The organism is Corynebacterium aurimucosum, assembly GCF_030408555.1.
Taxonomy (GTDB): Bacteria; Actinomycetota; Actinomycetes; order Mycobacteriales; family Mycobacteriaceae; genus Corynebacterium; species Corynebacterium aurimucosum.
This window is the reverse complement of sequence record NZ_CP047048.1, coordinates 618,359-645,349: the sequence shown is the minus strand read 5'-3', so window position 1 is coordinate 645,349 and position 26,991 is coordinate 618,359. Positions and strand designations below refer to the sequence as shown.

General features: G+C 59.7%; 21 protein-coding genes and 5 pseudogenes. 20 read left to right on the top strand and 6 right to left on the bottom strand.

What is annotated here, in order from left to right:
• Positions 1 to 13: 13 nt before the first annotated feature.
• Positions 14 to 781, bottom strand: a complete 768-nt coding sequence (locus CAURIM_RS03100; RefSeq protein WP_046647029.1) for an ATP-binding protein — start codon at positions 779 to 781, stop codon at positions 14 to 16.
• 5 nt (positions 782 to 786) lie between these two features.
• A complete protein-coding gene (istA, locus tag CAURIM_RS03095) occupies positions 787 to 2,421 on the bottom strand; it encodes an IS21 family transposase (RefSeq protein WP_201828632.1) in 1,635 nt (544 codons plus the stop codon).
• Positions 2,422 to 2,607: 186 nt separating this feature from the next.
• Between istA and CAURIM_RS03090 the strand changes: the two are divergent.
• The 7 genes and pseudogenes from CAURIM_RS03090 to CAURIM_RS03060 form a co-directional block, all read left to right on the top strand.
• Positions 2,608 to 2,985, top strand: a pseudogene (locus CAURIM_RS03090) (arginine deiminase family protein); the annotation flags it as partial.
• Between the two features lie 507 nt (positions 2,986 to 3,492).
• A pseudogene (locus CAURIM_RS03085) lies at positions 3,493 to 3,798 on the top strand (hypothetical protein); the annotation flags it as partial.
• Between the two features lie 72 nt (positions 3,799 to 3,870).
• Positions 3,871 to 5,063, top strand: a protein-coding gene (locus CAURIM_RS03080; RefSeq protein WP_408909948.1) for an IS3 family transposase whose coding sequence is annotated in 2 segments (ribosomal slippage) — positions 3,871 to 4,153 and positions 4,153 to 5,063 — 1,194 coding nt in all. Because the reading frame shifts where the segments join, the coding sequence is not laid out codon by codon here.
• 32 nt (positions 5,064 to 5,095) lie between these two features.
• A pseudogene (locus CAURIM_RS03075) lies at positions 5,096 to 6,037 on the top strand (hypothetical protein); the annotation flags it as partial.
• 30 nt (positions 6,038 to 6,067) lie between these two features.
• Positions 6,068 to 6,640 carry a hypothetical protein gene (locus CAURIM_RS03070; RefSeq protein WP_201828633.1) on the top strand — a complete coding sequence of 191 codons (573 nt, stop codon included), beginning with the start codon at positions 6,068 to 6,070 and terminating at the stop codon, positions 6,638 to 6,640.
• A gap of 3 nt (positions 6,641 to 6,643) precedes the next feature.
• Positions 6,644 to 7,237, top strand: a complete 594-nt coding sequence (locus CAURIM_RS03065; protein WP_201828634.1) for a hypothetical protein — start codon at positions 6,644 to 6,646, stop codon at positions 7,235 to 7,237.
• 325 nt (positions 7,238 to 7,562) lie between these two features.
• Positions 7,563 to 7,910: a DUF2200 domain-containing protein gene (locus CAURIM_RS03060; RefSeq protein ID WP_201828635.1), complete on the top strand. Its 348-nt coding sequence runs from the start codon at positions 7,563 to 7,565 to the stop codon at positions 7,908 to 7,910.
• Between the two features lie 34 nt (positions 7,911 to 7,944).
• Here CAURIM_RS03060 and CAURIM_RS03055 read toward each other — a convergent pair whose 3' ends face one another.
• Together CAURIM_RS03055 and CAURIM_RS03050 are read right to left on the bottom strand one after the other, a co-directional pair.
• Positions 7,945 to 8,226 (bottom strand): hypothetical protein, encoded by a 282-nt coding sequence (locus CAURIM_RS03055; protein WP_236659317.1) that lies wholly within the window; start codon positions 8,224 to 8,226, stop codon positions 7,945 to 7,947.
• Between the two features lie 220 nt (positions 8,227 to 8,446).
• Entirely contained in the window at positions 8,447 to 8,854 is a 408-nt protein-coding gene (locus CAURIM_RS03050; RefSeq protein ID WP_236659318.1) for a RelA/SpoT-related domain-containing protein, read from the bottom strand.
• A gap of 274 nt (positions 8,855 to 9,128) precedes the next feature.
• Here CAURIM_RS03050 and CAURIM_RS03045 point away from each other — a divergent pair, with 274 nt between their 5' ends.
• From CAURIM_RS03045 to CAURIM_RS03010, 8 genes are all read left to right on the top strand, one after another.
• Entirely contained in the window at positions 9,129 to 10,244 is a 1,116-nt protein-coding gene (locus CAURIM_RS03045) for a DUF2891 family protein (protein WP_236659432.1), read from the top strand.
• A gap of 418 nt (positions 10,245 to 10,662) precedes the next feature.
• Complete coding sequence (locus CAURIM_RS03040; RefSeq protein WP_236659319.1) at positions 10,663 to 11,316, top strand: sortase family protein; 654 nt, start codon at positions 10,663 to 10,665, stop codon at positions 11,314 to 11,316.
• 288 nt (positions 11,317 to 11,604) lie between these two features.
• A complete protein-coding gene (locus CAURIM_RS03035; RefSeq protein WP_201828637.1) occupies positions 11,605 to 12,357 on the top strand; it encodes a hypothetical protein in 753 nt (250 codons plus the stop codon).
• 407 nt (positions 12,358 to 12,764) lie between these two features.
• Positions 12,765 to 13,130, top strand: a complete 366-nt coding sequence (locus tag CAURIM_RS03030; protein WP_201828638.1) for a hypothetical protein — start codon at positions 12,765 to 12,767, stop codon at positions 13,128 to 13,130.
• Between the two features lie 208 nt (positions 13,131 to 13,338).
• A complete protein-coding gene (locus tag CAURIM_RS03025; protein WP_070716977.1) occupies positions 13,339 to 14,100 on the top strand; it encodes a 5-oxoprolinase subunit PxpA in 762 nt (253 codons plus the stop codon).
• The gene (locus CAURIM_RS03020; protein WP_201828639.1) at positions 14,100 to 15,647 is read left to right on the top strand and encodes a 5-oxoprolinase subunit B/C family protein; all 1,548 of its coding nucleotides are present in this window, start codon (positions 14,100 to 14,102) and stop codon (positions 15,645 to 15,647) included. Before CAURIM_RS03025 ends, CAURIM_RS03020 begins: the two co-directional genes overlap by 1 nt.
• A 24-nt stretch (positions 15,648 to 15,671) precedes the next feature.
• Complete coding sequence (locus CAURIM_RS03015; protein ID WP_201828640.1) at positions 15,672 to 17,465, top strand: acetyl/propionyl/methylcrotonyl-CoA carboxylase subunit alpha; 1,794 nt, start codon at positions 15,672 to 15,674, stop codon at positions 17,463 to 17,465.
• A gap of 22 nt (positions 17,466 to 17,487) precedes the next feature.
• The gene (locus CAURIM_RS03010; RefSeq protein WP_070446320.1) at positions 17,488 to 18,087 is read left to right on the top strand and encodes a GntR family transcriptional regulator; all 600 of its coding nucleotides are present in this window, start codon (positions 17,488 to 17,490) and stop codon (positions 18,085 to 18,087) included.
• 230 nt (positions 18,088 to 18,317) lie between these two features.
• On the opposite strand, the gene CAURIM_RS03005 is transcribed toward CAURIM_RS03010, so the two are convergent.
• Together CAURIM_RS03005 and CAURIM_RS03000 are read right to left on the bottom strand one after the other, a co-directional pair.
• On the bottom strand, positions 18,318 to 19,097 hold the full coding sequence (locus CAURIM_RS03005) for a putative hydro-lyase (RefSeq protein WP_408909949.1): 780 nt from the start codon (positions 19,095 to 19,097) through the stop codon (positions 18,318 to 18,320).
• Positions 19,088 to 20,251 carry an NRAMP family divalent metal transporter gene (locus tag CAURIM_RS03000; RefSeq protein ID WP_201829639.1) on the bottom strand — a complete coding sequence of 388 codons (1,164 nt, stop codon included), beginning with the start codon at positions 20,249 to 20,251 and terminating at the stop codon, positions 19,088 to 19,090. The genes CAURIM_RS03005 and CAURIM_RS03000 overlap by 10 nt, the downstream gene beginning before the upstream one ends.
• 308 nt (positions 20,252 to 20,559) lie before the next feature.
• Between CAURIM_RS03000 and CAURIM_RS02995 the strand changes: the two genes are divergently transcribed.
• The 5 genes and pseudogenes from CAURIM_RS02995 to CAURIM_RS02975 form a co-directional block, all read left to right on the top strand.
• Positions 20,560 to 21,720 carry an acetyl-CoA C-acyltransferase gene (locus CAURIM_RS02995; RefSeq protein WP_201828641.1) on the top strand — a complete coding sequence of 387 codons (1,161 nt, stop codon included), beginning with the start codon at positions 20,560 to 20,562 and terminating at the stop codon, positions 21,718 to 21,720.
• Complete coding sequence (locus CAURIM_RS02990; RefSeq protein WP_201828642.1) at positions 21,721 to 23,928, top strand: 3-hydroxyacyl-CoA dehydrogenase/enoyl-CoA hydratase family protein; 2,208 nt, start codon at positions 21,721 to 21,723, stop codon at positions 23,926 to 23,928.
• 435 nt (positions 23,929 to 24,363) lie between these two features.
• Positions 24,364 to 25,244: pseudogene (locus tag CAURIM_RS02985) on the top strand (IS110 family transposase); the annotation flags it as partial.
• A gap of 60 nt (positions 25,245 to 25,304) precedes the next feature.
• A protein-coding gene (locus CAURIM_RS02980) for an IS3 family transposase (protein ID WP_201827686.1) occupies positions 25,305 to 26,521 on the top strand; the annotation gives its coding sequence in 2 pieces (ribosomal slippage) (positions 25,305 to 25,566 and positions 25,566 to 26,521; 1,218 coding nt in all).
• Between the two features lie 44 nt (positions 26,522 to 26,565).
• Positions 26,566 to 26,901, top strand: a pseudogene (locus CAURIM_RS02975) (transposase); the annotation flags it as partial.
• Positions 26,902 to 26,991: the final 90 nt, after the last annotated feature.

Below are 26,991 nucleotides of genomic sequence, written 5' to 3'. Positions count from 1 at the left end.
CAGGCGTTGTTGGTTATGCGTTGGTGGTGAGGCGCATGTTTGGTCCTTCGAGCGTGATGATCTCGGCGCCGGAGACGAGTCGGTTGAGGATTGACTCGGAGATCACGGCATCGGGGATGGACTTGTACCACTCCAGTGGGGTGAATTGTGAGGTCACTATCGTTGAGACTTTGCCTTCTCGTCCGGCGAGGATGTTGAGAAGTTGGTGCGCGGTCGCGGCATCAATAGGTGTGGTGAGGAAGTCATCTAAGACCAGGACGTCGACGTCGTGGAGGTGCTGGATGAACTTCAGCCGTATGGGGTCTTCGGGTTGGAGGACTGCCAGTTCGGCGGCAAGCATGTCGGTGCGGTAGAACCGTGCGGAGTAGTCGTTGCGGCATGCTGCTGTGATCAGGGCTTGGGCGAGGTAGGTTTTGCCGACTGAGGATTTGCCCAGGATGACAATGTTTTGGCCCAGGTGGCACCATTGTCCGTGAGCGAGTCTGCTGACTTGCTCGGGGTTGATGTTGCGGTCAGGCGTGCAGACTACCTTTTCAAGGCAAGCATCAAGGTTCGGCGATCGGGATGCTTTCAGCAGTTTGTTGATGCGTCGTTCACGCCTGGCCGCGACTTCTTTATCGAGTGCGTAGAGCACCTTTTGGGAAAACGTCCATGCGTCGAATGCGGGATCGTTGGCGATGTCGATAACGCTTCTGCCGAAGGCAGTCATCCGCAGCGCGGTGAAGTCGGCCAGAACGGATTCGTCAAGGAAGCGATCTGTTGGCGGGGTTGGTGATGACATGGGCTTTAGTTTCCTTTCTTAACGAGGTTGTCCATGTTGAACTGGTCTGCACCGCCGAGAAACGCGCCTGTGGTATCCCTGTCGGAGACTGCAGGGGCGGTGGATTGGTTGGTTGTGGTGCTGCGCGTGGGCTGGTCACAGCCGCGGGGCCGTGTGGCGTGTTCTTTGCGTATGGCGGCCATCATGTTTTTGACCGCGGTATATGACACCGCTCGTCGGCTGCCGTTGTTGGCGGTCAGGCGCTGGCATGCCTCTTCCAGGATTGGTTTGTTGCCGTGTTTGCCCATCGACAGCACGTTTCTACAGGATTGGTACGCCTGGGCCGGGATGGCTTTCGCCGCGATGAGTTCTTCGATGACCTTGCGTGTTGCCGGGCCGGTTTTGCTGGCTTCGCGATAAAAGTAGTCGCTTGTCCACAGTCCACGGGTGGAGTCCATTCCAGATGGAATGTGCTCATAGTCAGTGACATAGGCCCCACGCTTATGCGAAACCCGGTGGGTTGCTACGGTTGTCCCCTGGTCAAAGACGGTCAAGACTTGCCCGGTGATGCGCACATCGACAGTGCGGCCAACAAGCTGGTGCGGGACGGAGTAGCGCACGGTTGCAACCGTGATATGGAAATCTGGGGCTACTTTCGCACGCTTCCACTCGGTGTGCTGCCACGGGGTTGCCGGCAGATCGGCAAGCAGACGCTGTTCGTGTGCTTCAAAGAGATCCCTGCGGCTTGACTGCTGACTGCGAAACGGCACGGAGGTGTTGATCGCGTCGACCAAGCCCACAATCTTTCCGTTGAGCTCGTCCAAGTCAACGCACTGGTGGCCCTCAAGGACGTGGATGACTTTGTGCGTGACGATCTTTACCGCAGCTTCCACATTCGCTTTATCTTTCGGCCGACGCGCGCGTGTGGGAAGTGCCGCTGTGTTGTAGTGCTCCAAGAACTGCTGGTAGGTGTCGTTGACCTTCCGATTCCTATCGGCAGTGCTGATTGCGTTCGACGCCGTCGACGCGTTATCGGGGACAACAACCTGGCAGACCCCGCCGAAGTAGTCAAACGCTTGGCGGTGGGCATCAAGCCAGGACTGCTGCCGCTGGTCAACACACGCACAGGCAAACAGCATTCCTGAATACGGCAGCGAGGCGACGAAAATGCTGACTTTCGCACCCTGTGTGCCCGCGGGGTCGTACAGGCTCATCTTGGCCCCTGCCCAATCCACCTGCATCGTATGCCCTGGTGCATGGGTGATCCGGGCGGTAAGCCCGGCTGCATCGACATGGGAGGCAACCAGCTGGCGGAATCGGTCGTAGCTGTAATGGCGCTGGCCCGGCTGGGCGGGGTTGGTGGTGTAGCGAGCCCACAATACTTGCAGTGTTTGCTTCACACGCCCTGTGCGTGCTTTGACGACCGCGTCAAAGTCAATCGGGACGAATTCGCCTTGCCCGCTGGTGCGTTTATCAACGAATATCTCGTCCAGCTCGTCATTCGTCAGCGCCGCGACCTGCTGGGCAGTGGTTAGGCCAAGGCTTCGCAGCGCTTGGTTCGCCCGGGAAATCGCGCGGTGCGAGCACCCGAGCTGGTCTTCAATCTGGCGGTAAGAACGCTTCCTAATCAGCAGCGTCATCACCGCACGGTAATCCGGCATAAGCGGACTCCTTCCAGTACACGCCGCACCCGAGTGGTGCGGCTACCGGAAGTATCATCCCGAGCGCCCTGAGCTGCTACCAGAAACCCACTGAAGCGCTACCGGATAGTCACGACACTGCTACCAAATAGCCGGTCGCAACACTCTTCACAAACTTCATAAACTTCAAAGACTTCACAAGTCTTCACTGCCTACCCCAAGGTTGTGGACACCATCCGGCCCATCGTGTTGCACCCCTCCACAAGCACGGCGCCTTTCGACGTCGAACTGCCCACCGACTCCTTCCTCGATGTCGTAGCCCAGGCACTCGGTATTGGACGCTTCGAGGTCATTGAAACAGGTGGGGATGTTTATACCGCCGCGCGTGAGCAGTGGGATGATGCCAACAACGTCGTGGCCATTGAACCTGGCGTGGTGGTGGCCTATGACCGCAACAAGTACACCAACAAGAAATTGCGGGCTGCCGGCATTGAGGTAGTGGAGATCGGCTCGGCAGAGCTGGGGCGCGGCCGCGGTGGCGGGCATTGCATGACCTGCCCGATTGTTCGCGAGGCGGTGGATTACCAACAACACGATGGGAATATATTTTCGCATCTGTCGTCTCACGCCCCGCCCTCCACCAGGAGAGCAGACGGTGGGGTGAAGGGGACGTCGCCAAGCGCAGCCCCATTCCCACCACGGCCGCAGCCACACGCTTCTCACCCTAGGGGTGAGAAATGCAGGCATGGCGCGAGCATCAGTACCATCAGCTCTCCTACGAAACTTCCCCGAGCAAAGCTCACTGCCAGCAGATTCGTTTGAAACCCTGAAATTTCAGCAACCCCGTATAGGGTCAATCGAATTATTGTGCACGAAAGGTCAAAACACTGGCAGTCATCATATTGACACCGCCAACTTCCCCCAAGGCCTTAAGAAATCTCTTGTCCAGCTTTCAAAGCCTCCGGTTTCGACACCTAAGATTGTTTCAGGATTAAATTAGTTCCCCATCATTCTTTGAGTTTCTTTAAGGACGGTATCCAGGTGCACATCAAGGGATTGCGTGCGCTCGCGCCGCTGGCGGCTACAGCCGCGATGGCGACCGCGGCCTTCACCGCGCCCGTGGCACAGGCGGCCAGCATTCCGCCCATGCCACAGGCCTACCCCATCACCAACCTCTACAAGAGCTGCAGCGCAGCAGGCGAAGACCTCACCACCCCGGAGTGGCACTTTGCCGAAACCGGCCGCCGTTACTTAAGCGACGGCACTCTGCAGTTCAAGAACACCACTGACCAAGAAGTGCCCTATACCGCCTCCGTGGAAACCGGCACCAACCACAAGATTGAAGCCAACTCCAAGGCCGCGATGCCTTCCGGGTGGGACACCACCGCCAAGTCCGATGGACCTGACCCCTGTTAGGTAGACACCTGATATCCAGCCCTGTTGGGTTGGGAAGAAAGGTAATCTACCACCATGCCTAGGTACTCCGAACAGTTCAAACGTGATGCTGTGGCCCTCTACGAAAACAATGAGGACCTCTCACTTCACGCGGCTTCAGCAGAGCTAGGAATCAATCGTTCCTCACTTTATTCCTGGCTTAAGCAGTACGGCACCGGCAAGCGTGTCCGCACAAAAAGCATGCGCGACAAGGCACAGGCGACGACTGATTCTGAACGAATCCGTCAGCTAGAAAAAGAAGTCTCTAAGCTTCGTGAAGAACGCGATATCCTGCGTAAGGCCGCGAAATATTTTGCCGAAGAGACACGCTGGTAATCCGCTTCCAGTTTGTCTATGACCATCGAACCGAGTACTCGGTCAAGCGGATGTGCCACGTGTTAAAGCTCAATCGCTCCTCGTTCTACAAATGGGTCAACACCCGCGAAAAACGCAGGTTAAAGATGTGTTCGGATGCTCTTATTGGTGCACGAATCAAGAGCATCTTCGATGATGAGCACGGGCTTTATGGTGCTAAACGCATCGCTGCAAGCCTTAAAGCCGATACGGACTTTCCTCCGATCAATCACAAGAAGGTCGCACGCATTATGAAATCCATGGGGCTAAAAGGCTTTACTAAACAACGTCGATGTGTCACTACCAGGCGCAAGCCTGGTCATCGAGTCATGCCAGATTTAGTAGGCCGCAAATTCACCGCTGATAAGCCGAACCAGGTGTATGTAGGCGATATCACCTACCTGCCGTGTAAGGGAGGCAAGAACATGTACCTTGCCACAGTCATCGACGTCTACTCGCGCAAACTTGTCGGTCATGCGCTCGCCGATCACATGCGGGTATCGCTGGTTATCGAAGCTTTGTCCCATGCCAGCAAGGTTCGCGGAAGCCTTAAAGGGGTAATTTTCCATTCTGATCATGGCAGTGTGTACACCTCACAGGCTTTTCAAGACCACTGCACCCAACTTGGTGTTCGCCAATCCATGGGAGCAGTGGGAACGAGTGCCGATAATGCCCTGGCAGAATCGTTTAACGCCACTTTAAAGCGTGAAGTTCTGCGAGATAGGAAAGTTTTTGACAATCCCATCATCTGCCGCCAAGAAGTCTTCCGATGGTGCATGCGCTACAACACGCGCAGACGGCACTCCTGGTGCAACCTTCTAGCCCCCGATGACTTCGAAGCACTCACATCAGCTACACTGACCCAAGCAGCATAGCTAACCCCCGACGTGTCTACTTTCCGGGGGTCAGGCCCGATATCGGACTGAAGCTATCCAACGGCTGGCAGGAGAAGGAAACCTTCGGTCCCATCACGCTCAAGCCGGGTGAATCCTTCCGCGTGGAATACGGCGTGGTGGAAAAGGACTTCATCTCTATGTTCGTCGGCTGTAACGACGACCGTCTGGAGAACATGCCAGGTGCCAACGTTATCCGCGGCAAAGGCCCGGCCGAGCGCTATGCCTTTGCTTACATCATCAAGGCGGACGGCTCCGTTTCGGACCTGGCCATGGAGATTCCCTCCCGCTCCCCGGGCGCGAACTCCAAGCCCATCGAGGGCAACTACACCTCCGTATCTGGCCCCAGCCTGGAAAAGATTGCGGATCCGAAGAAGGATGAAATCATGCAGCCTTCCGAGGAACTGCAGCGCGATCCCTCCTGGCCCAAGGAGGGCGAGACCTGCGAGGGTCGCGATAGCTCCTGGTACCCACTGGATATCACCGCGGTGGCGCCGACCTTCCGCAAGCCGGGCTACTCCACGGACTTCCTCAACTGGTCCAAGGGCGACTATGAATACGCGCCGGTTACTGACTTCGTCGTTGGCGCAGAGCACGCCCCCTACACCAACTGGCGCGGCAACCGCGGCGATATCCCGAAGGGCTGGCTGGAATCCGTCGGTGCGGTCAAGCGCGCCTACATGCCGGTGGGAACTGAACTCGAGCACATCGACTTGGCCCCAGGTGAGCGCGTGCGCGTGGAGTACGGCACCACTATGACCCGGATCAATTACCGCGAAATCCACTGCGGCAAGGACGGCAAGTACAGCCTGACCTCCAACTACAAGCAGACCACCGCTCCCAGCGGCTTCTGGGCGGAGGCCACCATCACGGGCAAGGACGGCTCCACTCGCACCGAGGACGTCACCCCGGAGGAGTACCGCAAACTTCCAGTCCCGACCCAGACCATCTACTAATCCACCTTTAATCCCCAAGGAGAAATCACCATGTTCAAGACCAAGATTGCTTCCACCACCGCTGCCGTGGCCATCGCCTGCGGTCTGATCGCTACCCCGGCCGCTAACGCCCTCCCGGCACGTGACCTGGGCCCGGCCAACCCGACCACCATTGGTGAGCACTGCACCAACCCGGGCGACACCGGCCAGACCGTTAAGATCAAGCGCACCTACTTCGACGGCTCCGCTGGCTCCTGGACCATCTCCAACTACAACGATGAGCCGCTGCCGGTGACCCGCTCCATCAAGGAAACCAAGACCAAGACCTGGAACGTCTCCGCCGGTGTGGACTTCAAGCTGCTGGATCTGATCAACTTCACCTTCTCCTCCAGCTACACCGACTCCCAGTCCTACGAGGTCGGCGAGCAGGTCGGCCCGTACAACATCGCTCCGGGCAAGACCGCCGTCATGCGCGCGGGTTGGGTGGTTTCCGACTTTGAGGGCCAGAAGACCATCTGCGGTTCCGATAACACCTGGCAGGCTAACGGCGACTCCTTCACCGCTACCCTGCCGAAGGAGCGCCACGTGGAGGTCTCCACCCGCGACAACAACGATTGGGGCTAAGACGTGCTGAAGAAGTCCATCGCGCGCGCTGCCGCGAGCGTCTTCGCTGCGCTGAGCCTGCTGGCAGCCGCTCCCGTTGCCCACGCCGCTGACTTCGGCGGGGACTTCGAGCTGCCCCAGCGTTGGAACGATGATTTCAAGCCGGGCACGCACTGCGCAACACCCGGTGAGAATGGCACCTATGTCACCGCCACTCGCCGCTGGTTCAAGCAAACGGATGCCACCAGCGTGGCCAACCGTAACGATGAGCCCGTGCCGGTCAGCCACACCGTGACCCAGGCCCGCACGCAGACCATTGAGGTCTCCGGCTCCATCAAGGGCGAGGGCGAACTGGCCAAGGTGCTGACCCAGACCTACGGCTTCACCTACGTCCACGAGCAGCACTGGAAGCTGAACCAGGAGGTTGGCCCGTACACTCTGCCGGCGAACTCCCAGGGCAAGCTGGTGTGGGGCTTTACCATGCTCGACACCGACGGCCAGGACGTTCGCTGCAACGCTGATCAGGAATGGGAGGCCGTAGGCAAGCCCTACTCCGCCACCGTTCCGGAGGCGCGCTACTCCGAGCTGCAGCTTGGCGATGCCCCCGTCTGGAACTAACTGAACCGACTCACCCGCCCAGACCTCACCACAGAGGGCGCCTTCACACCGCTTCGCAGCGGCCGAGGGTGCCCTCTTTTTGGCGTTTCACAGCATGATCAAACGGCAGCGGGAGCATTGCAGAACGGCAATGGGAACCTTGCAGAATGGCAACGAAGTCTTTGCAGAACGGCAGCGGGAGCATTGCGGAACCACAACAGCGCAGGCGATTCCTACCAATAGGTGACAACCACTGGGCGATGCTAATCTCGTCGCTCTGGCACGGCTAACCCGCGACGCCGAACGGCCTCCACGCATTTCGAGGACCACGAATATACTGCGCCACATGCCTCATCGAATCTTTTCCGTGCCCTTCGCCGACATCTATCCGCACTACGTCAACAAAGTGGAGCGCAAAGGCAGGACTGTCAGCAAGCTCCACGAAGTCATCACCTGGCTTACCGGCTACTCGGTTGAAGGACTGGGGAGGGTCCGGGAGCAAAAGATCACCCTCGAGGAGTTCTTCGAGCAGGCCCCTCAACTGAACCCGTCTCGCCACCTCATCACTGGCAGCATCTGCGGACACCGTGTCCAGGACATCGAGGACCCACTGATGCAGAATATTCGGTACCTGGACAAGCTCGTTGATGAACTCGCCAGGGGAAAAGCCATGGAGAAAATCCTTCGCGGCTAGTATTCGCCAACTGCGCTATTCAAAGCTTCAAGCTTTAAGCCACAAAGGGGTACGGCGGCGCGGTCTTCTCACGGAAGAAGTAGCGCGCGTGCGTATGGCGGACGGATTCTAAATTCTTAGCGCCAATCGCCACAATCTCGACGTCAGGATCCTTATTTACTTGATCCAGTCTATGACGAGCGCGGGTTCCCTCGATGAGGGATTCGTACTCAGTTACTTCCAGTGCACCTGTCGGTCGATGGTATTTAATCAAATAGGCTGGCATCGATTTATTCTCCCTCCACGTCACGTTGAACTCGGCGTTCTTCGAATTCATGGATTAATTTATCTAGCATCTTATACATGCTACGTCGCAATTGACGTGCTTCTCTTTGCGTTGTATCAGCAGGTTGGTTGCCTTCGAAAGGCTCAGTAAGAATATCGACGAGCTTTTCCACCCTGTTTACGACTTCGGACAGTTCATGCAAAGCGCGGGTCTCAATCTCAAATCCTGCCGGAATTTTTCCGCCGAATTCGAGGTATCGGATTTCTCTCCCCTACAAGTCTCCTGCCATTTCATAAAGGTTTGCCCACTGCGACTGAAGCGCCGTTCGTAACTGAATTTCTGCACGCCCGGCCTCAGACATCACATGTAGGTGCACCGCGCGATAGCCCGAGTGCGGTTCCTCGCGCATGTCCCGGAGCTCTACCTTCCTCGCCCCAGCCTTCATAAGATCTCGAGAAAGAAGCTCCGCCAGTATCGATTGTTCCTTTAGAGTCACGTCGAGATCCAGCCGTACTCCAGAGACGTCTTGGATATTCTCCAAAGGAAAGCTCGGCATTCGACTCAACTTCTCCCTCAACGTGTCTCGTGTTTTTACACGAGAACCCAGGAAGTATGTATCTGAATCTGACTCCACAATCGAGTCTGAACTCAGCGTCAACCGATTATCAAGTTGTGCCATGGTCTGACCTGCTTTTTGAATTATCGCATCACACAGGGCTGATTGCTGGTCCAAGAACAGACCAAACCGTTCCTCATCAACCGCTTCCCCATTCCGTAACGCACTTCCTATTCGATGTACTTGTCTCTTACTAAACGTCGTCGGCTTGTGTTCCAAGAACCTCAAGGTTCCCCCTTCTTCGATAATGGCAACCCCCAAGACGAAGTGTTGCCTGTAGCTCCAGACACCCTTGCTAGACCGCGTGCGTGCGGACGTGCATTCCCCCACCTCTTGGATGCCTGCTCTAAAGAATACGAGGGCGACCGGACATCAACACCACAATGTCACTCATGCGTTCGATGGTCAATTTCAAACGCACACCCCAGAAGTCAAGAGAAGACACACCCCACCTTCAGCTTTGCCATACTTAACGCATGACTTCGCTAGAAACTTGTGCCAGCGACTGGGCGGAAACAATTGCGGCCGCACTCGAGCGCGAATTCCCCGCCGCGATGCACCACACAAGCGCTTCCACAGAAGACTGCGACGTGCGCCCCGCAAGCTGCACCCCAGTTTCTACGGTTGTTTCAACTGGCACTCCAGCGTCCACATGCAGTACTCAGGCACGCTAGTAAACGAGATTCTCGGTCCCGAGTCTCCCAAAGAACTTTCTGCGCTTCTCGACGATCGCCTCAGCACAGAAGCCCTCACCATGGAATACAACTACCTCCTTGCCCACCCCGGATATGAAATACCCTATGGGCGCGCCTGGCTGCTGCAGCTAGCCGTCATCCGGCCCAGCGAAGCGATGGACAAGCTCGTAGAGCTCACCGCACAGCACTGCCGCGACTGGCTCGACTCACTCAACCAACCGGTGCGACACGGTATGCATTCCAATACAGCCTTCAATCTTTTCCTCATTCTCGAGGCCGCGGAGAAACTCGGGCTGGAATCGCTGGCAAGCTCGGTGCGCGAGGCTGCTGCCCGCCTTTTTGGCGACGACCACAACTACCCGCTCGAATGGGAGCTGTCTGGGCACGATTTCCTGTCCAGCGGACTATCGGAGGCGCTACTCATGTCGCGCGTTCTGCCGGATTTCCCACACTGGTTCGACGGCTTTCTTCCCCACCGCGCCGAGGCACTGGACTTTCTTACACAAATTCCTGAGGTACTCGACCCAACCGATGGCCGTTTGGCCCACCTCTTCGGGCTAGCGCTGACCAGGGCGTGGATGCTCGTTGAACTCGCTGAGCATTTCGACACCTCCGTCCTACCCCGCGCACAGGCGCTTGCTGCCAGCGCACAACCGCAGCTTGTCGACGGCCACTTCATGTCCACCCACTGGCTCATCACCTACGCACTACGCTTTCAGCTCGCCTGTGAGGGAAAACGCGTGGATGAGCTTCGGTAACAAGTGATTCATAACGCGCACTTAAGGAATGGTTACTGAGCGAGTAGTACTGTAATTTTCTAATTATCGTTCTTCTCAGGAGCTCACCATGGATTCTCGCTACTCGGCACAGCGCGATAGCTACCGCCTGCCGGAAGAAGGAATCCGTATTGATCTTCGTGCTGAGCGTGCACGCCGTAGCCGCTCTCTTCAAGGCCGCGCGGACGCTACCCCTGAGCGCTCGGCCTACCGGCCGCGACGCCGCCCCAGCCAAGAACGGTTAACTTCTCCCTCTTCGACCGCTACCCCTTCACGGCGATCCGCTTCCCTGTCGGCGCCTACCCAACAAACACCAACACGAACAGCACCGACGAGAAAACAAGGAACTTCACCACGGCGCCACGCAGCGCGCCATCGCCAGCCTGACAGCCGTCACGGGATGGGGGTCCTCCTGATTCTGGCGTTGGTGTTCCTCGGGATTGTCGCCGCGCTTAAGTTCAATAAGGAACCAGAAGCACCCGCGCCGCAACCCGCCGACATAGTCACGGAACCCGCCGCAGTCATCGAGCCCTCCCCCGCAGTCGAGATGTACATCCCAGCAATTGATGTACGCACGGACTTCGAAGAAGGCTCCTGCCGAGTCAAAGACAACAAGATCAATCCGGACTCGATGAATAAGGCCTGCACCTATACCGCGGAGGATAAGCCCTATTCACTTCCCGGTACGGATGCTCAAGACATCGTGGTTATCGCCGGCCATACCGGCGCGGGTGTGCCGGCAGTATTTAATAATCTCTACGACGGCCGGGCAGACGAGCACAAGGCTTCAATAGGCGACAAGCTATACCTGCGCACGCAGAACTCCGCTGATCAGTGGCTGGTATACACCGCGACAGATCTGCACGATCCCTCAAAGGACGGTCTCGAGCAGGACGAGAGCATCTGGGGCGCCGATGCCCAGCCCGGCCGCCTGCTCACCATCAGCTGCATCCAGCCAGCCAACCCACTGGCAGCGGCGGTACGCAATGCCGTGGTGGGATGGCAGTTTGAAGGCGTAGCCGAAACGCCTGAAGCTGCCACAGACCAAGGCTAGAGCTTCCTGCCATACCCCCCATAGTGGGGGACACTCAGCCCATTAGGCTTCTATCGAACATTTTCCCAGCTCGCCGGTTTTCATAGCGCATGTTTCTGCAGGTCAACAGACCCCATAGACGCAACCGAACGGGCCCTCACAAGCCGAACACGCGGCCCGTTTGGCGCGAGAGGTGTCCGCCATGTTAGCGAGCAAAACTTCCAAACCCTTGTGACTGATGTGAAAGTTGTGACTATTGTTGTTCACGTTGGGTTGAATCCCTCTCACTACCCTCACAAGGAGAAACTTATGAAGCACATCAACCGCACTTTGACCGCAGCCGTCCTGGCTGGTTCCCTCGCACTCGGCGGCACCGCCGTTGCCTCTGCCCAGATCCCGGCACCGGCCGAGTTCGAGCTCGATGGCGTAACCTACCGCCAGCAGTCTGACGGCAGCTACCTGAGCGTCAACGAGCTCGGCCAGACCCCACTCAGCAAGGATCAGGCACAGGCAGCCTGGGAGAATTCGCCTGAGTACCAAGAACTCCTAAAGGAAACTTCGAACCAAGGTGAAGACCCGGCCGAAGGCGAATCGCCGTCGAACAACGAAGAGGGCTCCGCCGATGGCGACAACTCCAACAACAACGGCTCCACCGATGGCGACAACTCCAACAACAACAACTCCTCCGAGGGCGAGTCTGACTTCGACAAGAAGCAGCTGGCTTGGCTGGCTCTGCCGGCTGCCCTCGTCATCGGTGGCGTGACCTGGTACCTGGCAAAGGATGGCAAGACCTACGTGAAGTCTCAGGAGGCTGCACAGAAGGACGCTCCGACCGCCGAGGAGAAGGCTGCTTCCGAGCAGATGCTGCAGGAGAACAAGGACGAGGTCATCGCCCAGGGTGGTCAGATTGCTGACAGCACCGCTGCACAGGCCCCGGCACAGACCCGCGGTATCTCCGCTGAGACCGGCTCCAACACCGTTGCTCGCGGCCTTGCCGCCCTGGCCTTCGCAGCCATGATCGCTGCTGGCGCTTTCGCCGCTCGTCGCAAGTTCTTCGCTTAAGAACAACTAGCGCCACACACCGCGTTTCTCCCCCACCTAAAGGCGGAGGAACGCGGTTTATGCGTTTTGCCAACCTCCCGACGCGCAAATCACCACCGCCCAACCGGTGGCACACCTTGAGGCAAGTTAAAAATTCAACGAATGAACTAGAACATCGATAGGCCACAATATCGATGTTAACCAGGAGCATTGCCACAAAATGGCTCCTCGCAGACACCCCCAACCGCCACCCCGCACCCTGAGACCTTCATGACAATTCCCGTGGAATAGCTTAAAAATACAAAATAGTTTGACTCATCTCACTTTTTTCTGGTTAGTATGTGGGCAGTCGAAATCAGTTAACGGTGACAACATCGTCTGATACGGCATTGACCGAACTTTCCCGATCTATTCCCAGGAGAAGAAACATGAAGCGTATCTCCCGTAACCTCACCGCAGCAGCCCTGACCGGTGCCCTCGCACTCGCTGGCGTCACCGCCGCTCACGCCGAAGAGGCCAGCAGCCAGGACACCAACAACAGCTCCTCCGCCGGTACCGAGGGTAATAACGGCAGCAGCGAGCAGGGCGGCGACAACGGCAGCAGCGACGGAGACAAGGGCGACAAGAACAAGGATGGCCAGAGCTCCTTCGATGACTTCAAGGGCAAGCTCTCCTCCGAAGACGGCAAGCCGACCGACTTGGGCATCGCCGCTATCGTCCTAGGTGTCCTCGGCGCACTGGCCGCAGTCGGCCCAGCCGCAGCACAGGCACTGGGAATCAACCTCCCGTTCTAGTTCAAAGCTTCTACACCTAAGCTTTTAAAGCGCCAAGCTAAAGGCGTTAACCAGCAGCACCCCCATCACGGTCGTGATGGGGGTGCTTTCACTTCCCACAGCCGCAAAGATGAGGGACACACTTCACAAAATGACGTGATGCGGGCTACACTAGGCACCCATAGATTGTTCAACAATTCGGGAACTATAGAAGAGGTGTCCTCCTGTAATGAGCGCGCTCCACATAGACCTCAACGCTGACCTCGGCGAAACCACCGCCGGCAACCCCGTGGCCGATGACGCCGCGATGCTCCAGCTTGTCTCCTCCGCCAACGTCGCCACCGGCTTCCACGCCGGTGACCCGCACTCCATCGCGGAAACGCTCAAGGCGGCCGCAGAGGCAGGAGTTACCGTCGGCGCGCACGTTGGCTATAACGACCCAGCAGCATTCGGCCGCCGCTTCATCGATTACGCACCTGCCGAGCTTGCCGCCGAAATCACCTACCAAATCGGTGCCCTCCAGGCCCTGGCCCAGGCCAACGGGACACAGGTGGCCTACGTGAAGCCGCACGGCGCAATGTATAACACCATCGTCCACCACGAGGCCCAGGCCCACGCGGTTATCGACGGCATCAAGGCCTTCGGCGACCTGCCCGTCATGCTGCTGCCCGGCGGCATCGCCGTCGACATCGCCGAAAAGAAGGGCCTCACCGTCATCCGCGAGGCCTTCGCCGACCGCAACTACAACCCCGATGGCACGCTCGTCTCACGACGCGAGGCGAATGCGGTAATGGGTGATGAGGGGGACGTCGTCAAGCGCGTGCTCGAGGTCGCCGAAACCGGCTCTATTACCGCCATCGACGGCTCCGTACTCAACGTGGATGCCCAGTCGGTGTGCACGCACGGTGATTCGCCCGGCGCGGTCCAGCTGCTGCGCGGTGTGGTCAAGGAACTGCAGGCGCACGGAATTGAGATTCGGAGCGCCATCTGATGCATATTCACCCCGTAGGAACGCGCGCGCTGCTCGTAGAGCTAGAGGACTTGTCCCAAGTCATGGCGTGGCACGCGGCGCTCGACGCTAATCCACTCAAGGACCAAGTCGATGCGATTGCCGCCGCCACCACCTTGCTGCTGACCTTTGCCACGCCGAACTCCGCCGCCGCAGCCGCTGAGAAGCTGCAGGATTTCCGCCCCACCGCGCAGGCGGGCGAGGATCCGCGCTTTGTGGAGATCGACGTTCTCTATGACGGCGAGGACCTCGATGAGGCCGCCGAGTTGATGGGCATGTCGCGCGAAGGCCTCATTGATTGGCACACGTCCACCGAGTGGCTCGCCGCTTTTGGCGGCTTCGCGCCCGGTTTTACTTATTGCACCCCGGCGGACTCGGCGCAGAATTTCAACATCGAGCGCCGTGCCACCCCGCGCACCGCGGTGCCGGCGGGTGCCGTCGGTATTGCCGGCGGTTTCTCCGCGGTCTATCCGCGCGTCTCCCCGGGCGGCTGGCAGCTGTTGGGCACTACTTCGACTCCGATGTGGGAATCTGATGCCCACCCGCCGGCACTGGTCCAGCCCGGTGACCGCGTATTCTACCGCGCGGTGAGCTCGCTGCCGGACGTGGTGTCCACCACGCCTTTTGGCCGCCGCACCCCGGCGCGCTTGCCGCGCTTGGAGGTCCTCGATGCGGGGCTGCTCACCCTCTTCCAGGATCAGGGCCGCCCCGGCCGCGGCAACCTGGGCGTCACGCCATCGGGTGCTGCGGACTTGGCCGCTGCAGCCACAGCTAACGTCGCGGTGGGCAACCCGCGCGGCGCCACCGTACTAGAGAATATCGGCGGCATTCGCCTGCGCGCGCTGACCGACGCCGTCGTGTGCGTCACCGGCGCCCAATCCCGCGTGCTTCTCGACGATATGCCGGTGCACCTCGCGCGCCCGGTGCTCGTCACCGCCGGCTCCACAGTGACGGTGGATCCCGCAACGGTGGGCCTGCGCAGCTACATCGCCATCCGCGGCGGCATCGTGGCGGATGCGGAGCTGGGCTCAGCCTCCACCGACGTGCTCTCCGGGCTGGGGCCTACACCGGTACGGCTGGGCGATGTCATCGGTGTCCTCCCCCGCTCCACCGCAATGACGGATGCGCAGCTGAGCAACCCGATGCGCGTGCGCGAAGGCGCGCACGGCCAGACCGAGGGTGTGCTGCGCTGCGTGCTCGGCCCGCGCGATGACTGGTTTACGCCCGAAAGTCTGGAGGCGTTCCTGGCCACCGAGTGGACCGTTACTGCACAGTCCAACCGCGTGGGCGTGCGCCTGGTCGGCCCGGAGGGCTCCGTGGCGTTGAGCCGCGCCCGGGAGGGCGAGCTGCCCTCGGAGGGCATGGTCGCTGGCTCCGTCCAGGTACCGCCGAGTGGCGAGCCCGTGATTTTCCTCCGCGATCACGCCGTGACCGGTGGCTACCCGGTCATCGCCACAGTCCTCGAAGAAGATATTGATATCGCCGCGCAGCTCCCGCCGGGGGCGACGGTCCGCTTTGAACTCGCTTAAATACTAGTAAAGGAACACCCACCCATGATCTCTGCAGTCCTTATTGCTAACCGCGGCGAGATCGCCGTCCGTATCGCCCGCACCGCGCGTGACCTGGGCATCCGCTCCATCGCCATTTACTCCGAAGCCGATGCCGGCGCCCTGCACACCCAGGTGGCCGACGAAGCCTATGCCCTGCCCGGCAACTCCGCGGCGGATACCTACATGAACATCCCGGCTCTCCTCGATATCGCCGTGCGCGCCGGCGCTGACGCCATCCACCCCGGTTACGGCTTCCTCTCGGAGAACGCCGACTTTGCCCGCACCGTGGCCGAGGCCGGCCTGACGTGGATTGGCCCGTCGCCTGAGTCCATCGAGCTGCTCGGCGACAAGATTGCCGCGCGCCGCGTGGCCGAGGAGGTCGGCGCCCCACTGGCACCGGGTACTTCTGATCCCATCGATGACTGGCAGGAGGCCCGCGCCTTCGCTGAGGAGCACGGCCTGCCCATCGCCATCAAGGCTGCATACGGCGGCGGCGGACGCGGCCTGAAGGTGGTGGAAAACCTCGAGGACATCGAGGCGGCCTTCAACTCCGCCGGCCGCGAGGCCAAGGAGGCCTTCGGCCGCGCGGAGTGCTACGTGGAGAAATTCCTGACGCACCCGCGCCACGTGGAGGCGCAGATTCTGGCCGATACGCACGGCAACGTCGCCGTGCTGGGCACCCGCGATTGCTCCACGCAGCGCCGCTTCCAAAAACTCATCGAGGAAGCCCCGGCGCCCGCGCTTTCCGACGAACAGCGCACCGGCATCCACGAGGGTGCCCGCGCCATCTGCGCGAAGGTGGGCTACACCGGTGCCGGCACGGTGGAGTACATCGTCTCCGAAGATGGCACGATTTCCTTCCTCGAGGTCAATACTCGTGTCCAGGTGGAGCACCCGGTGACCGAGATGGTCACGGGCGTGGACATCATCGCCGAGCAATTCCGCATCGCCTCCGGCGAACCCCTTTCCTTCGTGTCCTCATCTTCGTCCGATGCGTCTGAAGCGCATGCGTCTGAAGCTCATGCTTCAGACCCTGTGTCCGAAGGCCACGCCTTCGAGTTCCGCATTAACGCCGAGGACATCCTCAACGGCTTCGCGCCGTGCCCCGGTACCATCGTGCGCTTCGAGCCGCCGACCGGCCCTGGCATCCGCGTCGATTCCGGCGTGCGCACCGGATCCATCGTGCCTCCCTACTATGACTCGCTCGTGGCCAAGCTCCTGGTCTGGGGCCCAACCCGCGAGATCGCGCTGAAACGCGCGCAGCAGGCCCTTCAGGAATTCGATATCGAAGGTGTTCGCACCGTGCTGCCCTTCCACCGCGATATGGTCTCCTCCCAGGTCCTCGTGGACCATGGCGACGCCGATGCCGCGGCCGGCATCTACACCGACTGGCTCGACCACAATTACCGCCCGTCAGCGGAGGCCACGAGCGCCACCGTTCCGGTGGAGGCCATCTACGCGCAGCGCACCCGCGTGGCGCTGGAAATCGACGGCAAGCTGGTCAGCGTGGGCTTCCCCACGGAGATGTTGTCGCAGGGGCCGGTGAAGGGGGCGTCGGCAAGCGCGGCGTCTGGAGCCAGCGGCAGCGGCAACGAGGTGACCTGCCCCTACGAGGCCAACCTCGTGGCATGGAACGTAGAAGACGGCGAGACGGTCGAAGAAGGCCAGGCTATCGCCACGATCGAGGCAATGAAGATGGAATCTGCGGTCAAGGCTCCGTCTGCGGGCAAGCTAAGCCGGGTGGCAACGGAAGGCTCGAGGCTGGAACCGGGCGCGGTAATCGCCACGATTTCTTAAGCGGCGGGCTACTGTAAGTCGCATGCTTGCAGATTCCGTCGCCTCCGCGCTCCGCGCCGCCATCTCCGAAGGCGAGTACATGCCTGGGCAACAGCTCAGCGAGGTCCGCGCGGCCGAGCGCTTCGAATGCTCCCGCAACACCCTGCGGGAGTCCTTCGCCATGCTCGCTTCCGAGCGCATCGTGGAGCGCATCCCGCACAGGGGTGTCTTCATTGCCACGCCCGATGCCGATTTCGTGCGCGATCTTTATTTAGCGCGCGCCGCCATCGAGCCGGCCGCGGCACGCTATGCCACCTTCGAGGACCCGGGCGAGCTGGTGCGGCTGACCGAATCCGCCGTGCAAGACGGCGCTCCCCGCCCCCTCATCAACCAGCGCTTCCACAAGAGGTTGGTCGCTGGTCTGGGCTCACCGACGCTGGACCGCTCCATGTCTCATCTCCTAGCGCGCATGCGACTCACCTTCTTGCTGACATTGGAGCGCTACCCGCAGATTCACGATAACCACGTGCAGGCCAACATCGACTTAGCCCACCTCATCGCGCAAGGCGAACGTGAGGCCGCCGCCGATGCCTGCCGCGCGGACTTGATGCGCGCGATGGAATCGATTCTTCGGGTCCTTTAGTCTCCGAGTCCTCTACGCTCCTGTTAGCCGGTTCCACCCGCGCGAAACTGCTCGGCCCACATGGTTCTAGTGAGATGGTTCGGGTCAAAAGGTTCGTTTACCCCCAAGTGAACCATGTACGCATTCACAGAAGGTTTGTTTCCCCCAAACAAACCTTCTGACCAGAACCATCTGAGTAGAACCATGTATCGGCGTCATGAGAGCTAGAGGAAACGCCACCGAACTGGGGCTCAGGGGATGAGGAAGTCGCGGTCCGGGATGTCGGTGACGAGCATCTTGCCTGGGGCATGCGTGATGGCCAGGCTGGGACGCGAGTTCATCACGATGGCCTGCGGGGTCACGCCGCACGCCCAGAAGACCGGGATTGTGCCCTCAGGAATGTCGACGGCTTCGCCGAAATCGGGCTGCGATAGGTCTTCGATGCCGATGGCTGCCGGGTCGCCGACGTGCACTGGGGCACCGTGGACGCCTGGGTAGCGGGAGGTGATGCGGACGGCATCAGAGACCTGGTTCGCGGGGATCGGGCGCATCGATACGACCATCGGCCCGGAGAAGACCCCGGCTGGGGTGGTGGCGATGGACGTGCGATACATCGGTACGTTGCGGCCCTGCTCGATGTGCGCAATGGAGATGCCGTTCTCCAGAAGGGCGTTCTCAAAGGTAAAGGAACAACCGATGAGGAAGGAGACGATATCTTCGGAGTAGAAAGGGGAAGCGTCGCCAAGCGTCTGCGTGAGCTGGCCGTCCTCGTAGATGTTGTAGGCGGGAATGTCGGTGCGAATATCGCCGTTCGGAATGAGGTCGGAGGTGAACTGTCCTGCTTCCAGCACGCCGACGATGGGGCATGGCTTGGGATTGCGCTGCGCGAAGAGAAGGAAGTCGAAGGCGTACTCGCGCGGCAGGGCAATGAGGTTGGCTTGCATAAAGCCGCGGGCGTGGCCGGCAGTGGTGGTCATGTCGTGTGCGCGGGCAAAGGCGCGCACTTCTGCGGGAGTCTGCATCATGCCCATAGGTTAACGATTCCCGAGATGGATTTAACGCCAATGAAGATTTCCAGCACGAGTGCTAACACACCGGCGATGAGCAGCCACATCGGCTGCTTAACACCGTGGGTAAGGTCGTGGCGTTTGAACGCGACCCACATCACCATAGCGAAAGCGATGGGCAGGATGATGCCGTTGAAGGCACCCGCGAAAATGAGGAGTTTCTGCGGCGCGGAGTTGAGAATGCCGAAGAGAATGGCGCAGACAACGATGAAGCCTACGGTGAGGAAATTGCGGGTGCGCGGGCTGACCTTCTGGGTGGTCACGAAGGTGATCGAGGTGCAGGACGCGCCGATAACGGAGGACAAGCCGGCAGCGAAGAGCACAACGCCGAAGGCGCGGAGACCAAATTCGCCGGCGGCGTGGCGGAAGGCATCGGCAGCCGTGTTGTCTTCAGAGAGGGCAACGCCCGTGGCGACGACACCCAGGACCGCGAGGAAGAGCAGCACGCGCATGATGCCGGTGACGATGATGCCGAGGACAGAGGTCTTGGTAATCGCGTTGACGTTTTCCGGTCCGGACAGGCCGGAGTCGATGAGGCGGTGCGCACCGGCGAAGGTGATGTAGCCGCCCACCGTGCCGCCGATGAGGGTGGTGATGACGAAGAAATCGACGCTCTCCGGCATGACGGTGTTCTTCAGCGCCTCGCCCACCGGCGGCTGGGAAACAATCGCCACGTAAAGCATGAGCAGAATCATGATGGCGCCCAGCGCGGCGACGATGCGGTCGAGCGCGACGCCCGCCCGCTTGGACAAGAAGATGAAGATGGCGATAGCGGAGGCGATAAGGCCGCCGATACGAGCATCGATGCCCAGCAGGGCGTTAAGGCCGAGGCCCGAGCCGGCGATGTTGCCGATATTAAAGACCATGCCGCCGATGAAGACGAGAATGGCGAGGAACCATCCCAGCCCGGGCAGAACAGTATTACCCAGCTCGTTGGCACGCATGCCGGAGATGGCGAGCACACGCCACACGTTCAGCTGGATGGCGATGTCGACGATGATCGACAGCGCAATGGCGAAGGCAAAGGCCGCGCCCATCTGCACGGTGAAGACGGAGGTTTGGGTCAAAAAGCCCGGGCCGATAGCGGAGGTGGCCATGAGGAACATGGCGCCGGCCATGGCGCCGATGCCCTTGGGGGCCTGCACTTCTTGCGGCGCGTTCTGGGCGGCTTCCTGGGAAGCGGAGGGATTGGTGGGTTCCGAACTCATTGTTGGGCACCTTTCGTGACGAAGGTCGCATTAAACGTTGGTGAAAGCATAAGGGTTGTTGAACAATCTGTAAACAGCGCGGGGGTGGCGCACGTTACACCCACGCCAAAAGTGCAGCCACCCCCACACCCCTCGCCTGATTTCATTGCACGGCAATAGAAAGTGACCTAGGATACAAGTTAACTAATGGCCATTCGCATAAATCTATGGAGGAATTCATGCCCCAGGACATTTACATCGCCGGGGCTGCACGCCTGCCTATCGGCAAATTCGGCGGCAGCCTCGCGCGGCTTTCCCTGACCGAACTTGGCTCCCTTGCGGCCGAAACGGCTATTGAGCGTTCGGGGCTTTCAGGAGAAGACCTCGACACCGCCGTGGCCTCCAACGTCATGCCCGTTGTGCCGAAGGACCTCTATCTCTCCCGCGCGATTGCCCGGAACGTAGGGTTGCCAGACTCCTCCACTGCCATGGGCGTTAACCGCCTCTGCGGCTCCGGTGTCCAAGCAGTCATCAGTGCAGCCCAACTCCTGCAGTCTGGCGACGGCTCTCTAGCGTTAGCCGTCGGCGCAGAATCCATGAGTAACGCGCCCTACTCCGTCGAAGGAGCGCGCTTTGGCAAGCGCATGGGGGATGGCAAACTCTACGACTGGCTCACCGGCGCACTCTCCTGCCCCTTCGGCACCGGGCACATGGGCGTGACCGCAGAAAACGTCGCTGCGGATAACAACATCTCCCGCGAACGCCAGGACGAATTCGCCGCCGAATCCCAAGAGCGCGCCGCGAAGGCCCGCGCGGAGGGTGTGCATGCCGAGGAAATCGTCCGCGTCGGCGAGCTGGACTTTGATGAGAGCGTGCGGGAGACGAGCGTCGAGAAGCTGGCAAAGCTCAAGCCGGTCTTCGTTAAAGATGGAACCGTCACCGCCGGCAACGCCTCCGGCATCAACGATGGCGCTGCGGCCGCCGTGCTGGCCACCGCAGAGGAGGTGACCAAGCGTGGCCTAGACCCGCTGGCGAAGATTGTGTCCTGGTCCATCGCGGGCGTGGACCCGACGCGCATGGGCATCGGTCCGGTGGCTGCAGTGCCGAAGGCGCTTGAGAAGGCCGGCCTGGAGTTGCAGGATATTGACCTCATCGAATCAAACGAGGCCTTCGCCGCCCAAGCCATCGCCGTGCAGGACCAGCTGGGCTTCGACCCGGCCAAGACGAATATCTATGGCGGTGCCGTCGCGCACGGCCACCCGGTTGGCGCGACGGGCATCATCCTGCTGACCAAGCTAGCTTATGCGCTGCGCCGCGAAAGCAAGCGCTATGGCCTGGTCACCATGTGCATCGGCGGCGGTCAGGGAATCGCCATGATTATTGAGAATGGAGCGAAGTAAATGAGCATCACCAAGGTAGCCGTCATCGGAGCAGGTTCTATGGGATCCGGCATTGCGGCACTGTGTGCGTCGGCCGGCATGGACGTCGTGCTGCTGGACCAGAACGCGGAGGGCGCCCAGCGAGGCGTCGAGATCCAGCTCAAGCGCAAGGGTTTCCACCTGCCGGAATTTGCCGAGCGCGTGCGCGCCAGCGATGACTACGCCCTGCTGGAGGACCGCGAGTGGATCATCGAGGCCATCTTCGAAGACCTCGGCGCCAAGCATTCGCTCTATCAGGCCATTGAGCCTCATTTGTCTGCGGATGCTCTGTTGAGCTCGAATACCTCTACCCTGCCACTGGCGTCGCTCCTGGAGGGCGTGCCGGAAGCCCGCCGCGACAAGTTCGCCATCACACACTTCTTCAACCCACCGAAGGTCATGCGCCTGGTAGAGCTCATCGCTTCCGGCTCCACGGAGGCTGCTCTGCGAACGACCATCGAGCAAACCCTGGGCAAGATTGCGCTTGAGTGCCGCGATACGCCGGGCTTCATTGCCAACCGCGTGGGCTGTTACTGGATGGCCGCCGGCGTGGCCCGCGCCCGCGAGTTCGACGTGAGCTACGAGCTTGCGGACGCTGCCTTCGGCCGCGCCTTCGGCATCCCCCGCACCGGTATTTTCGGGCTGCTCGACTACATCGGTCTCCAGCTGGTCAAGCCCATTTGGAAGTCTTTGGAGACGGCCTTGCCGGCAGGTGATCCGCTGCTTGACGTCCCCCTTGGTGATGACTCCTTCATCGAAGGTCTCGTTTCTCGGGGGCTGACCGGCCGCACTGGTGAGGGTGGCTTCTATCGCGGCCGTGACGAGGTCATCAACTCCTCTTACGAGTACGTGCCCCGTACTCAACCCTCCGATCCTGTCGTGGGCCTCAAGGATCCGCGCGAGGTCATGGACACTGACTCCCCCGGCGGCCGTTTTGCCCGCGCGGTCTTCCTCGACACGCTGGCCTACTGCTGCGAAGTAGCTCCCTCCATCGCGGACCACGTGGGCCTCATCGACGAGGGACTGACCTTAGGCTTCGGCTGGAAGAAGGGCATCTTCGCGCTTGCCGACGCCATCGGTATCGACCACGTCGCCTCCGCTTATGGTGCAGACGTTCCTGAATTGGTCTCCGCTGCTGCTCAGGCGGGTGGCTTTTATGGCGAGGGCTCAGTGCTGTCCTCGACGGGTTCTCGTCAGGAGCTCGCGCCGCGCGAGGGCGTCGTAACGCTGTCTTCTCTTGATACTGAGACCATCGTTTCTCTGGAGGCGGGCGCAGTCCACGCGGTATCTACCTCAGCTGGGCGCATCGGCATCATCGACCTGCACACGCCGATGAATTCCTTGCCTGCCCCTGCCCTTGAAGTTATCTGCGCCGCCCTCGACGCTGTGCCCTCTTCCAACCTTGTCGCTCTGGTCATTGCTAACGACAAGCCGGTCTTCTGCGCGGGGGCGGACCTCGCGTCCATTGCGGCTGCGGGTGAATCGGGTTCCGCGTCGCGCGTCGAATCTTTGATCGCGGATGGCTCCAAGACCCTGCGTGCGCTCAAGTTCGCCCCGGTTCCCGTGGTGGCGGCTGTGCGGGGTGTTGCCTTGGGCGGTGGCTTTGAAACTGCACTGGCCTGCGACCGCATTGTTGCTCATGCTGATACGCGCCTCGGTTTCCCGGAGCGCACGGTGGGTCTCTACCCAGGCTGGACGGGCACGATCTCTTCGCTGGAGCGGCTCAAGGCGGCCGGTGTCGAAGACTATCACCAGAAGGCCTTCGACTTCATCGCCTCGGCGCGCAACTTCTCTTCTGCTTTCGAGGCACAGAAGGCTGGTTTCTTGGCTTCGGATGACGTCGTGCTCATGTCCTTCGACCACGTCCTCGCTCACGCTTTGCTCGAGGCCGCGGACCTGGCTGCCTCCTACACCCCGCCTGCAGACGCTTCTATCGAGATGTACTCCGGCTCCCCCGCCTTGGACCATGACTGGCCCATCGAGGGCACCACCGAGAACGACCACGTTATCGTGGCCAAGCTCGCCGAGATGTATACCGCCCCTACTTCCTCCAACTCCGCCTCGGCTTCGCTGAGCTTCACCGAGTTCTGTGAGCGCGAAGTGGAATTCGACGTACCGCTGGTCCTCCTCCCAGCCAACGTGGAGCGCGCCAAACACATGGCCGCAACCCGCAAGCCCCTCAACAACTAGCCCCGGCCGCTTCTATTTCCCAACCCCGCTCCCTTTTTCGGAGTGGGGTTTCTCCTTGTTCGTTGCGACCTGGACCGGCAATTGACAGGCAGGTTTAAGCTGGTCACTTGCAAGTTTGAGCTGGTCATTCTGTGTACAGCTCAAACTTGCACATGGTTCCACTTAAAAGGCATTAGTCACATGGTTTACTTGCCCGTTACCTTGTGAGTGTCCCCGATAATGGGGATAGTCGCTGGTCCCGGTATGGCTTACCTGCCCTGTAGTTTCCATAATCCGGGGGGTGTTGCCGCCGGGTGCCAGGACTTTCGATGACAGCTGATAGGGACACGGCCAGTTTTAAACTAGGTCTCTTTGTAACGTGGGTGCTTGCAACGAAGGTCATGACACCAGCGACTGGAACAACGCCATACCCATCTCGTTTTCTAGGAGCTCATCATGTCTCCGGAGCATTCCATCGACATATTCCTTGGGTTAGACGTCGGCAAATCTGAACACCACGCCTGCGCCTTAGACCGTGATGGCAACAAGGTCTTCGACAAACCGTTGCCTCAACTCGAATCCGAACTAGCAGGCGTTTTTCACCAGCTTCAGAAGCTTGGCACCGTGCTCGTGATCGTCGACCAACCCAACACCATCGGCGCACTACCGATTGCTGTAGCCCGGGACTGCGGTTGCGAAGTCGGATACCTGCCAGGTCTTGCGATGCGCAAAGCTGCAGATCTCTATCCGGGACGTGCAAAACAGACAAACGCGACGCATTCATCATCGCCGACACCGCCCGCACAATGCCCCACACGCTACGTGCCGTCGACCGCAATGATGAGGTACTCTCCGCCCTAAAGATGCTGTCCGGCTTCGATGATGACATCGCCCGCGATTGCACTCGCACTGTCAATCGGCTTCGCAGTGTCCTCACCCAGATCTACCCCAGCCTGGAACGAGTTTTTGCTGGTAGCACCCTGACTCGCACGCCGATCCTGGAATTATTGATCCATTACAAGGGACCGCAGGGGCTAAAAAGAGCCGGATACCAACGAGTGTTGAACTGGATGATCAAGCGCACACGTAAAGACCCCACCCCGCTGGTAGACGACATTTTTACAGCGCTGAAAGCTCAAACAGTCACCGTGCCTGGAAGCGATGCCGCCGAGTTAGTAATTCCTCAACTGGCTGCAAACATCCAGGCCCTCAAAGAGCAACGAAACACCATTGCTGAGCAGGTTGAAGAGATGCTCGCTGATTTCCCTCTTTGTGAGGTCTTGATGAGTATGCCCGGAGTCGGCATCAAGACCGCAGCGCAGATCCTTCTTGCGATCTGAGGTTACCCTCGTTTAGTGGACACCCTATTTGTACGGATCTTGTGTCCGTAAGAGAGGATGTTCATTGTGAGTCAACAGCGCAAGAAGTACACGCCGGAGTACCGGCGTGAGGCCGCGAACCTGGTAATCGAGTCAGAGCGCCCAATTGCCCATGTGGCTAAGGAAATCGGTGTTTCCGCCGGGCTTTTAGGCCGGTGGGTCAAACTCGAGCGTGAACGCCGAGGAGCCTCGGATGGGATGAGTGAGGCTGATCTTCGTGCTGAGAATGCTCGTCTGCGCCGTGAGTTGGCGGAAGCCAAGATGGATAACGAGTTTTTGTCAAAAGCGACAGCCTTCTTCGCTTTGAGGCAACGCGAGCAGAAAAGTTCGAACTAATGCAGCAGGAGAAGGCGAACTACAGCATCAAGCGCATGGCACGACTATTAAAAGTATCTCGGTCTGGATACTACAAATGGGCCCATGTGCAGCAGAAACGACTATCCGGAAAGGATGATCGGGCAGCATTTTACGATGATGTTGACCGTAAGATTCATCAGATTTGGAAAGACTCCGATGAGGTTTATGGTGCTCCGCGGATCACCGCAGAGCTTGCCGAGCGCTACCACATTTCGCTTAACCGTAAGACTGTGGCGAAGCGGATGCGCATGATGGGCATTGAAGGGATTTCACCGCGTGCCTTTGTCCCGGTGACTACAATCCAAGCCAAGCGTAAGTCGAGTCTTCCTGACCTGGTCAAGCGCATGTTTGATACTGGTGAGCTCAACCGAGTGTGGATGTCAGATATTACCTACCTTCGCACCGGTGAGGGCTGGTTGTACTTGTGCGCGGTCCGCGATGGTCATTCCCGCAGAGTGCTGGGCTGGGCTATGGATAGCGTGCAAGACACACACCTGGTCGAACGGGCCCTGCGGATGGCGCATACACTGCGCGGTGATGTTCCTGATGGGCTGGTGTTTCACGCTGACCGCGGAACGCAATTTACCAGTGAGAAGCTCTGGGAGGTCTGCAGCAGACTGGGCATTGCTCAGTCTGTGGGGCGTACTGGTGTGTGCTTCGATAACGCGATGGCTGAGTCGTTCTGGTCGACGCTAAAGACTGAATTCTACGACCGTAAGCGATGGCCTACCCGTGATGCTGCACGCAAGGCCGTTGCCTACTGGATTGAAGTCGTCTACAACCGTCGGCGCCGGCACTCTGCACTCGGAATGGTCAGCCCCGTCGACTTCGAGAACCACACCGGCGCAATCAACAGCAGAAAAGAAATAGCTGCCTAACCACTAGGTAGCTCCACTACGTGTCCACGATTTGCGGGCAACCCCAGATCGGTGATGGCTCCGACTTCGCTAGTGCTGGCCACTTAGCTGCTTATGCTGGAATAGCACCCGTGACTAGACGATCCGGTTCGTCGATCAGAGGTGAATTCCCGGCACGGTCAGGCAATAAACGACTGAAAAACGCCTTGTTCTACTCCGCATTCGCAGTTATCCGCAGCCACGAACCGTCACGGCGGTATTACGAACGCAAACGCGCTGAAGGAAAACGCCACAACGCAGCAGTCATCTGCCTGGCACGACGCCGATGCAATGTCATCTACGCGATGCTGAAAAACAAGGAGTTCTTCCGCGAAATCCCGCCACGCCCCGTCGCCGCATAAAGCCCCAAAGACGAAGCCGACCAGCACACGCTGGCCGGCTCCTAGGCACGCCTAAGAAACTACTCCCAAGACTGTGCTCGTCAACATCGG

Bases quoted from the DNA above. Each gene is read 5' to 3' on its own strand.
- CAURIM_RS03030 (WP_201828638.1), top strand. From the start codon at position 12,765: ATGAAGCGTATCTCCCGTAACCTCACCGCAGCAGCCCTGACCGGTGCC.
- CAURIM_RS03005 (WP_408909949.1), bottom strand. From the start codon at position 19,097: ATGGGCATGATGCAGACTCCCGCAGAAGTGCGCGCCTTTGCCCGCGCA.
- istA (WP_201828632.1), bottom strand. From the start codon at position 2,421: ATGCCGGATTACCGTGCGGTGATGACGCTGCTGATTAGGAAGCGTTCT.
- CAURIM_RS03010 (WP_070446320.1), top strand. From the start codon at position 17,488: ATGCTTGCAGATTCCGTCGCCTCCGCGCTCCGCGCCGCCATCTCCGAA.
- CAURIM_RS03020 (WP_201828639.1), top strand. From the start codon at position 14,100: ATGCATATTCACCCCGTAGGAACGCGCGCGCTGCTCGTAGAGCTAGAG.
- CAURIM_RS03035 (WP_201828637.1), top strand. From the start codon at position 11,605: ATGAAGCACATCAACCGCACTTTGACCGCAGCCGTCCTGGCTGGTTCC.
- CAURIM_RS03025 (WP_070716977.1), top strand. From the start codon at position 13,339: ATGAGCGCGCTCCACATAGACCTCAACGCTGACCTCGGCGAAACCACC.
- CAURIM_RS03050 (WP_236659318.1), bottom strand. From the start codon at position 8,854: ATGGCACAACTTGATAATCGGTTGACGCTGAGTTCAGACTCGATTGTG.
- CAURIM_RS02995 (WP_201828641.1), top strand. From the start codon at position 20,560: ATGCCCCAGGACATTTACATCGCCGGGGCTGCACGCCTGCCTATCGGC.
- CAURIM_RS03015 (WP_201828640.1), top strand. From the start codon at position 15,672: ATGATCTCTGCAGTCCTTATTGCTAACCGCGGCGAGATCGCCGTCCGT.
- CAURIM_RS03070 (WP_201828633.1), top strand. From the start codon at position 6,068: ATGTTCAAGACCAAGATTGCTTCCACCACCGCTGCCGTGGCCATCGCC.
- CAURIM_RS02990 (WP_201828642.1), top strand. From the start codon at position 21,721: ATGAGCATCACCAAGGTAGCCGTCATCGGAGCAGGTTCTATGGGATCC.
- CAURIM_RS03040 (WP_236659319.1), top strand. From the start codon at position 10,663: ATGGGGGTCCTCCTGATTCTGGCGTTGGTGTTCCTCGGGATTGTCGCC.
- CAURIM_RS03060 (WP_201828635.1), top strand. From the start codon at position 7,563: ATGCCTCATCGAATCTTTTCCGTGCCCTTCGCCGACATCTATCCGCAC.
- CAURIM_RS03055 (WP_236659317.1), bottom strand. From the start codon at position 8,226: ATGAATTCGAAGAACGCCGAGTTCAACGTGACGTGGAGGGAGAATAAA.
- CAURIM_RS03045 (WP_236659432.1), top strand. From the start codon at position 9,129: ATGCCTGCTCTAAAGAATACGAGGGCGACCGGACATCAACACCACAAT.
- CAURIM_RS03000 (WP_201829639.1), bottom strand. From the start codon at position 20,251: ATGGCCGGCGCCATGTTCCTCATGGCCACCTCCGCTATCGGCCCGGGC.
- CAURIM_RS03100 (WP_046647029.1), bottom strand. From the start codon at position 781: ATGTCATCACCAACCCCGCCAACAGATCGCTTCCTTGACGAATCCGTT.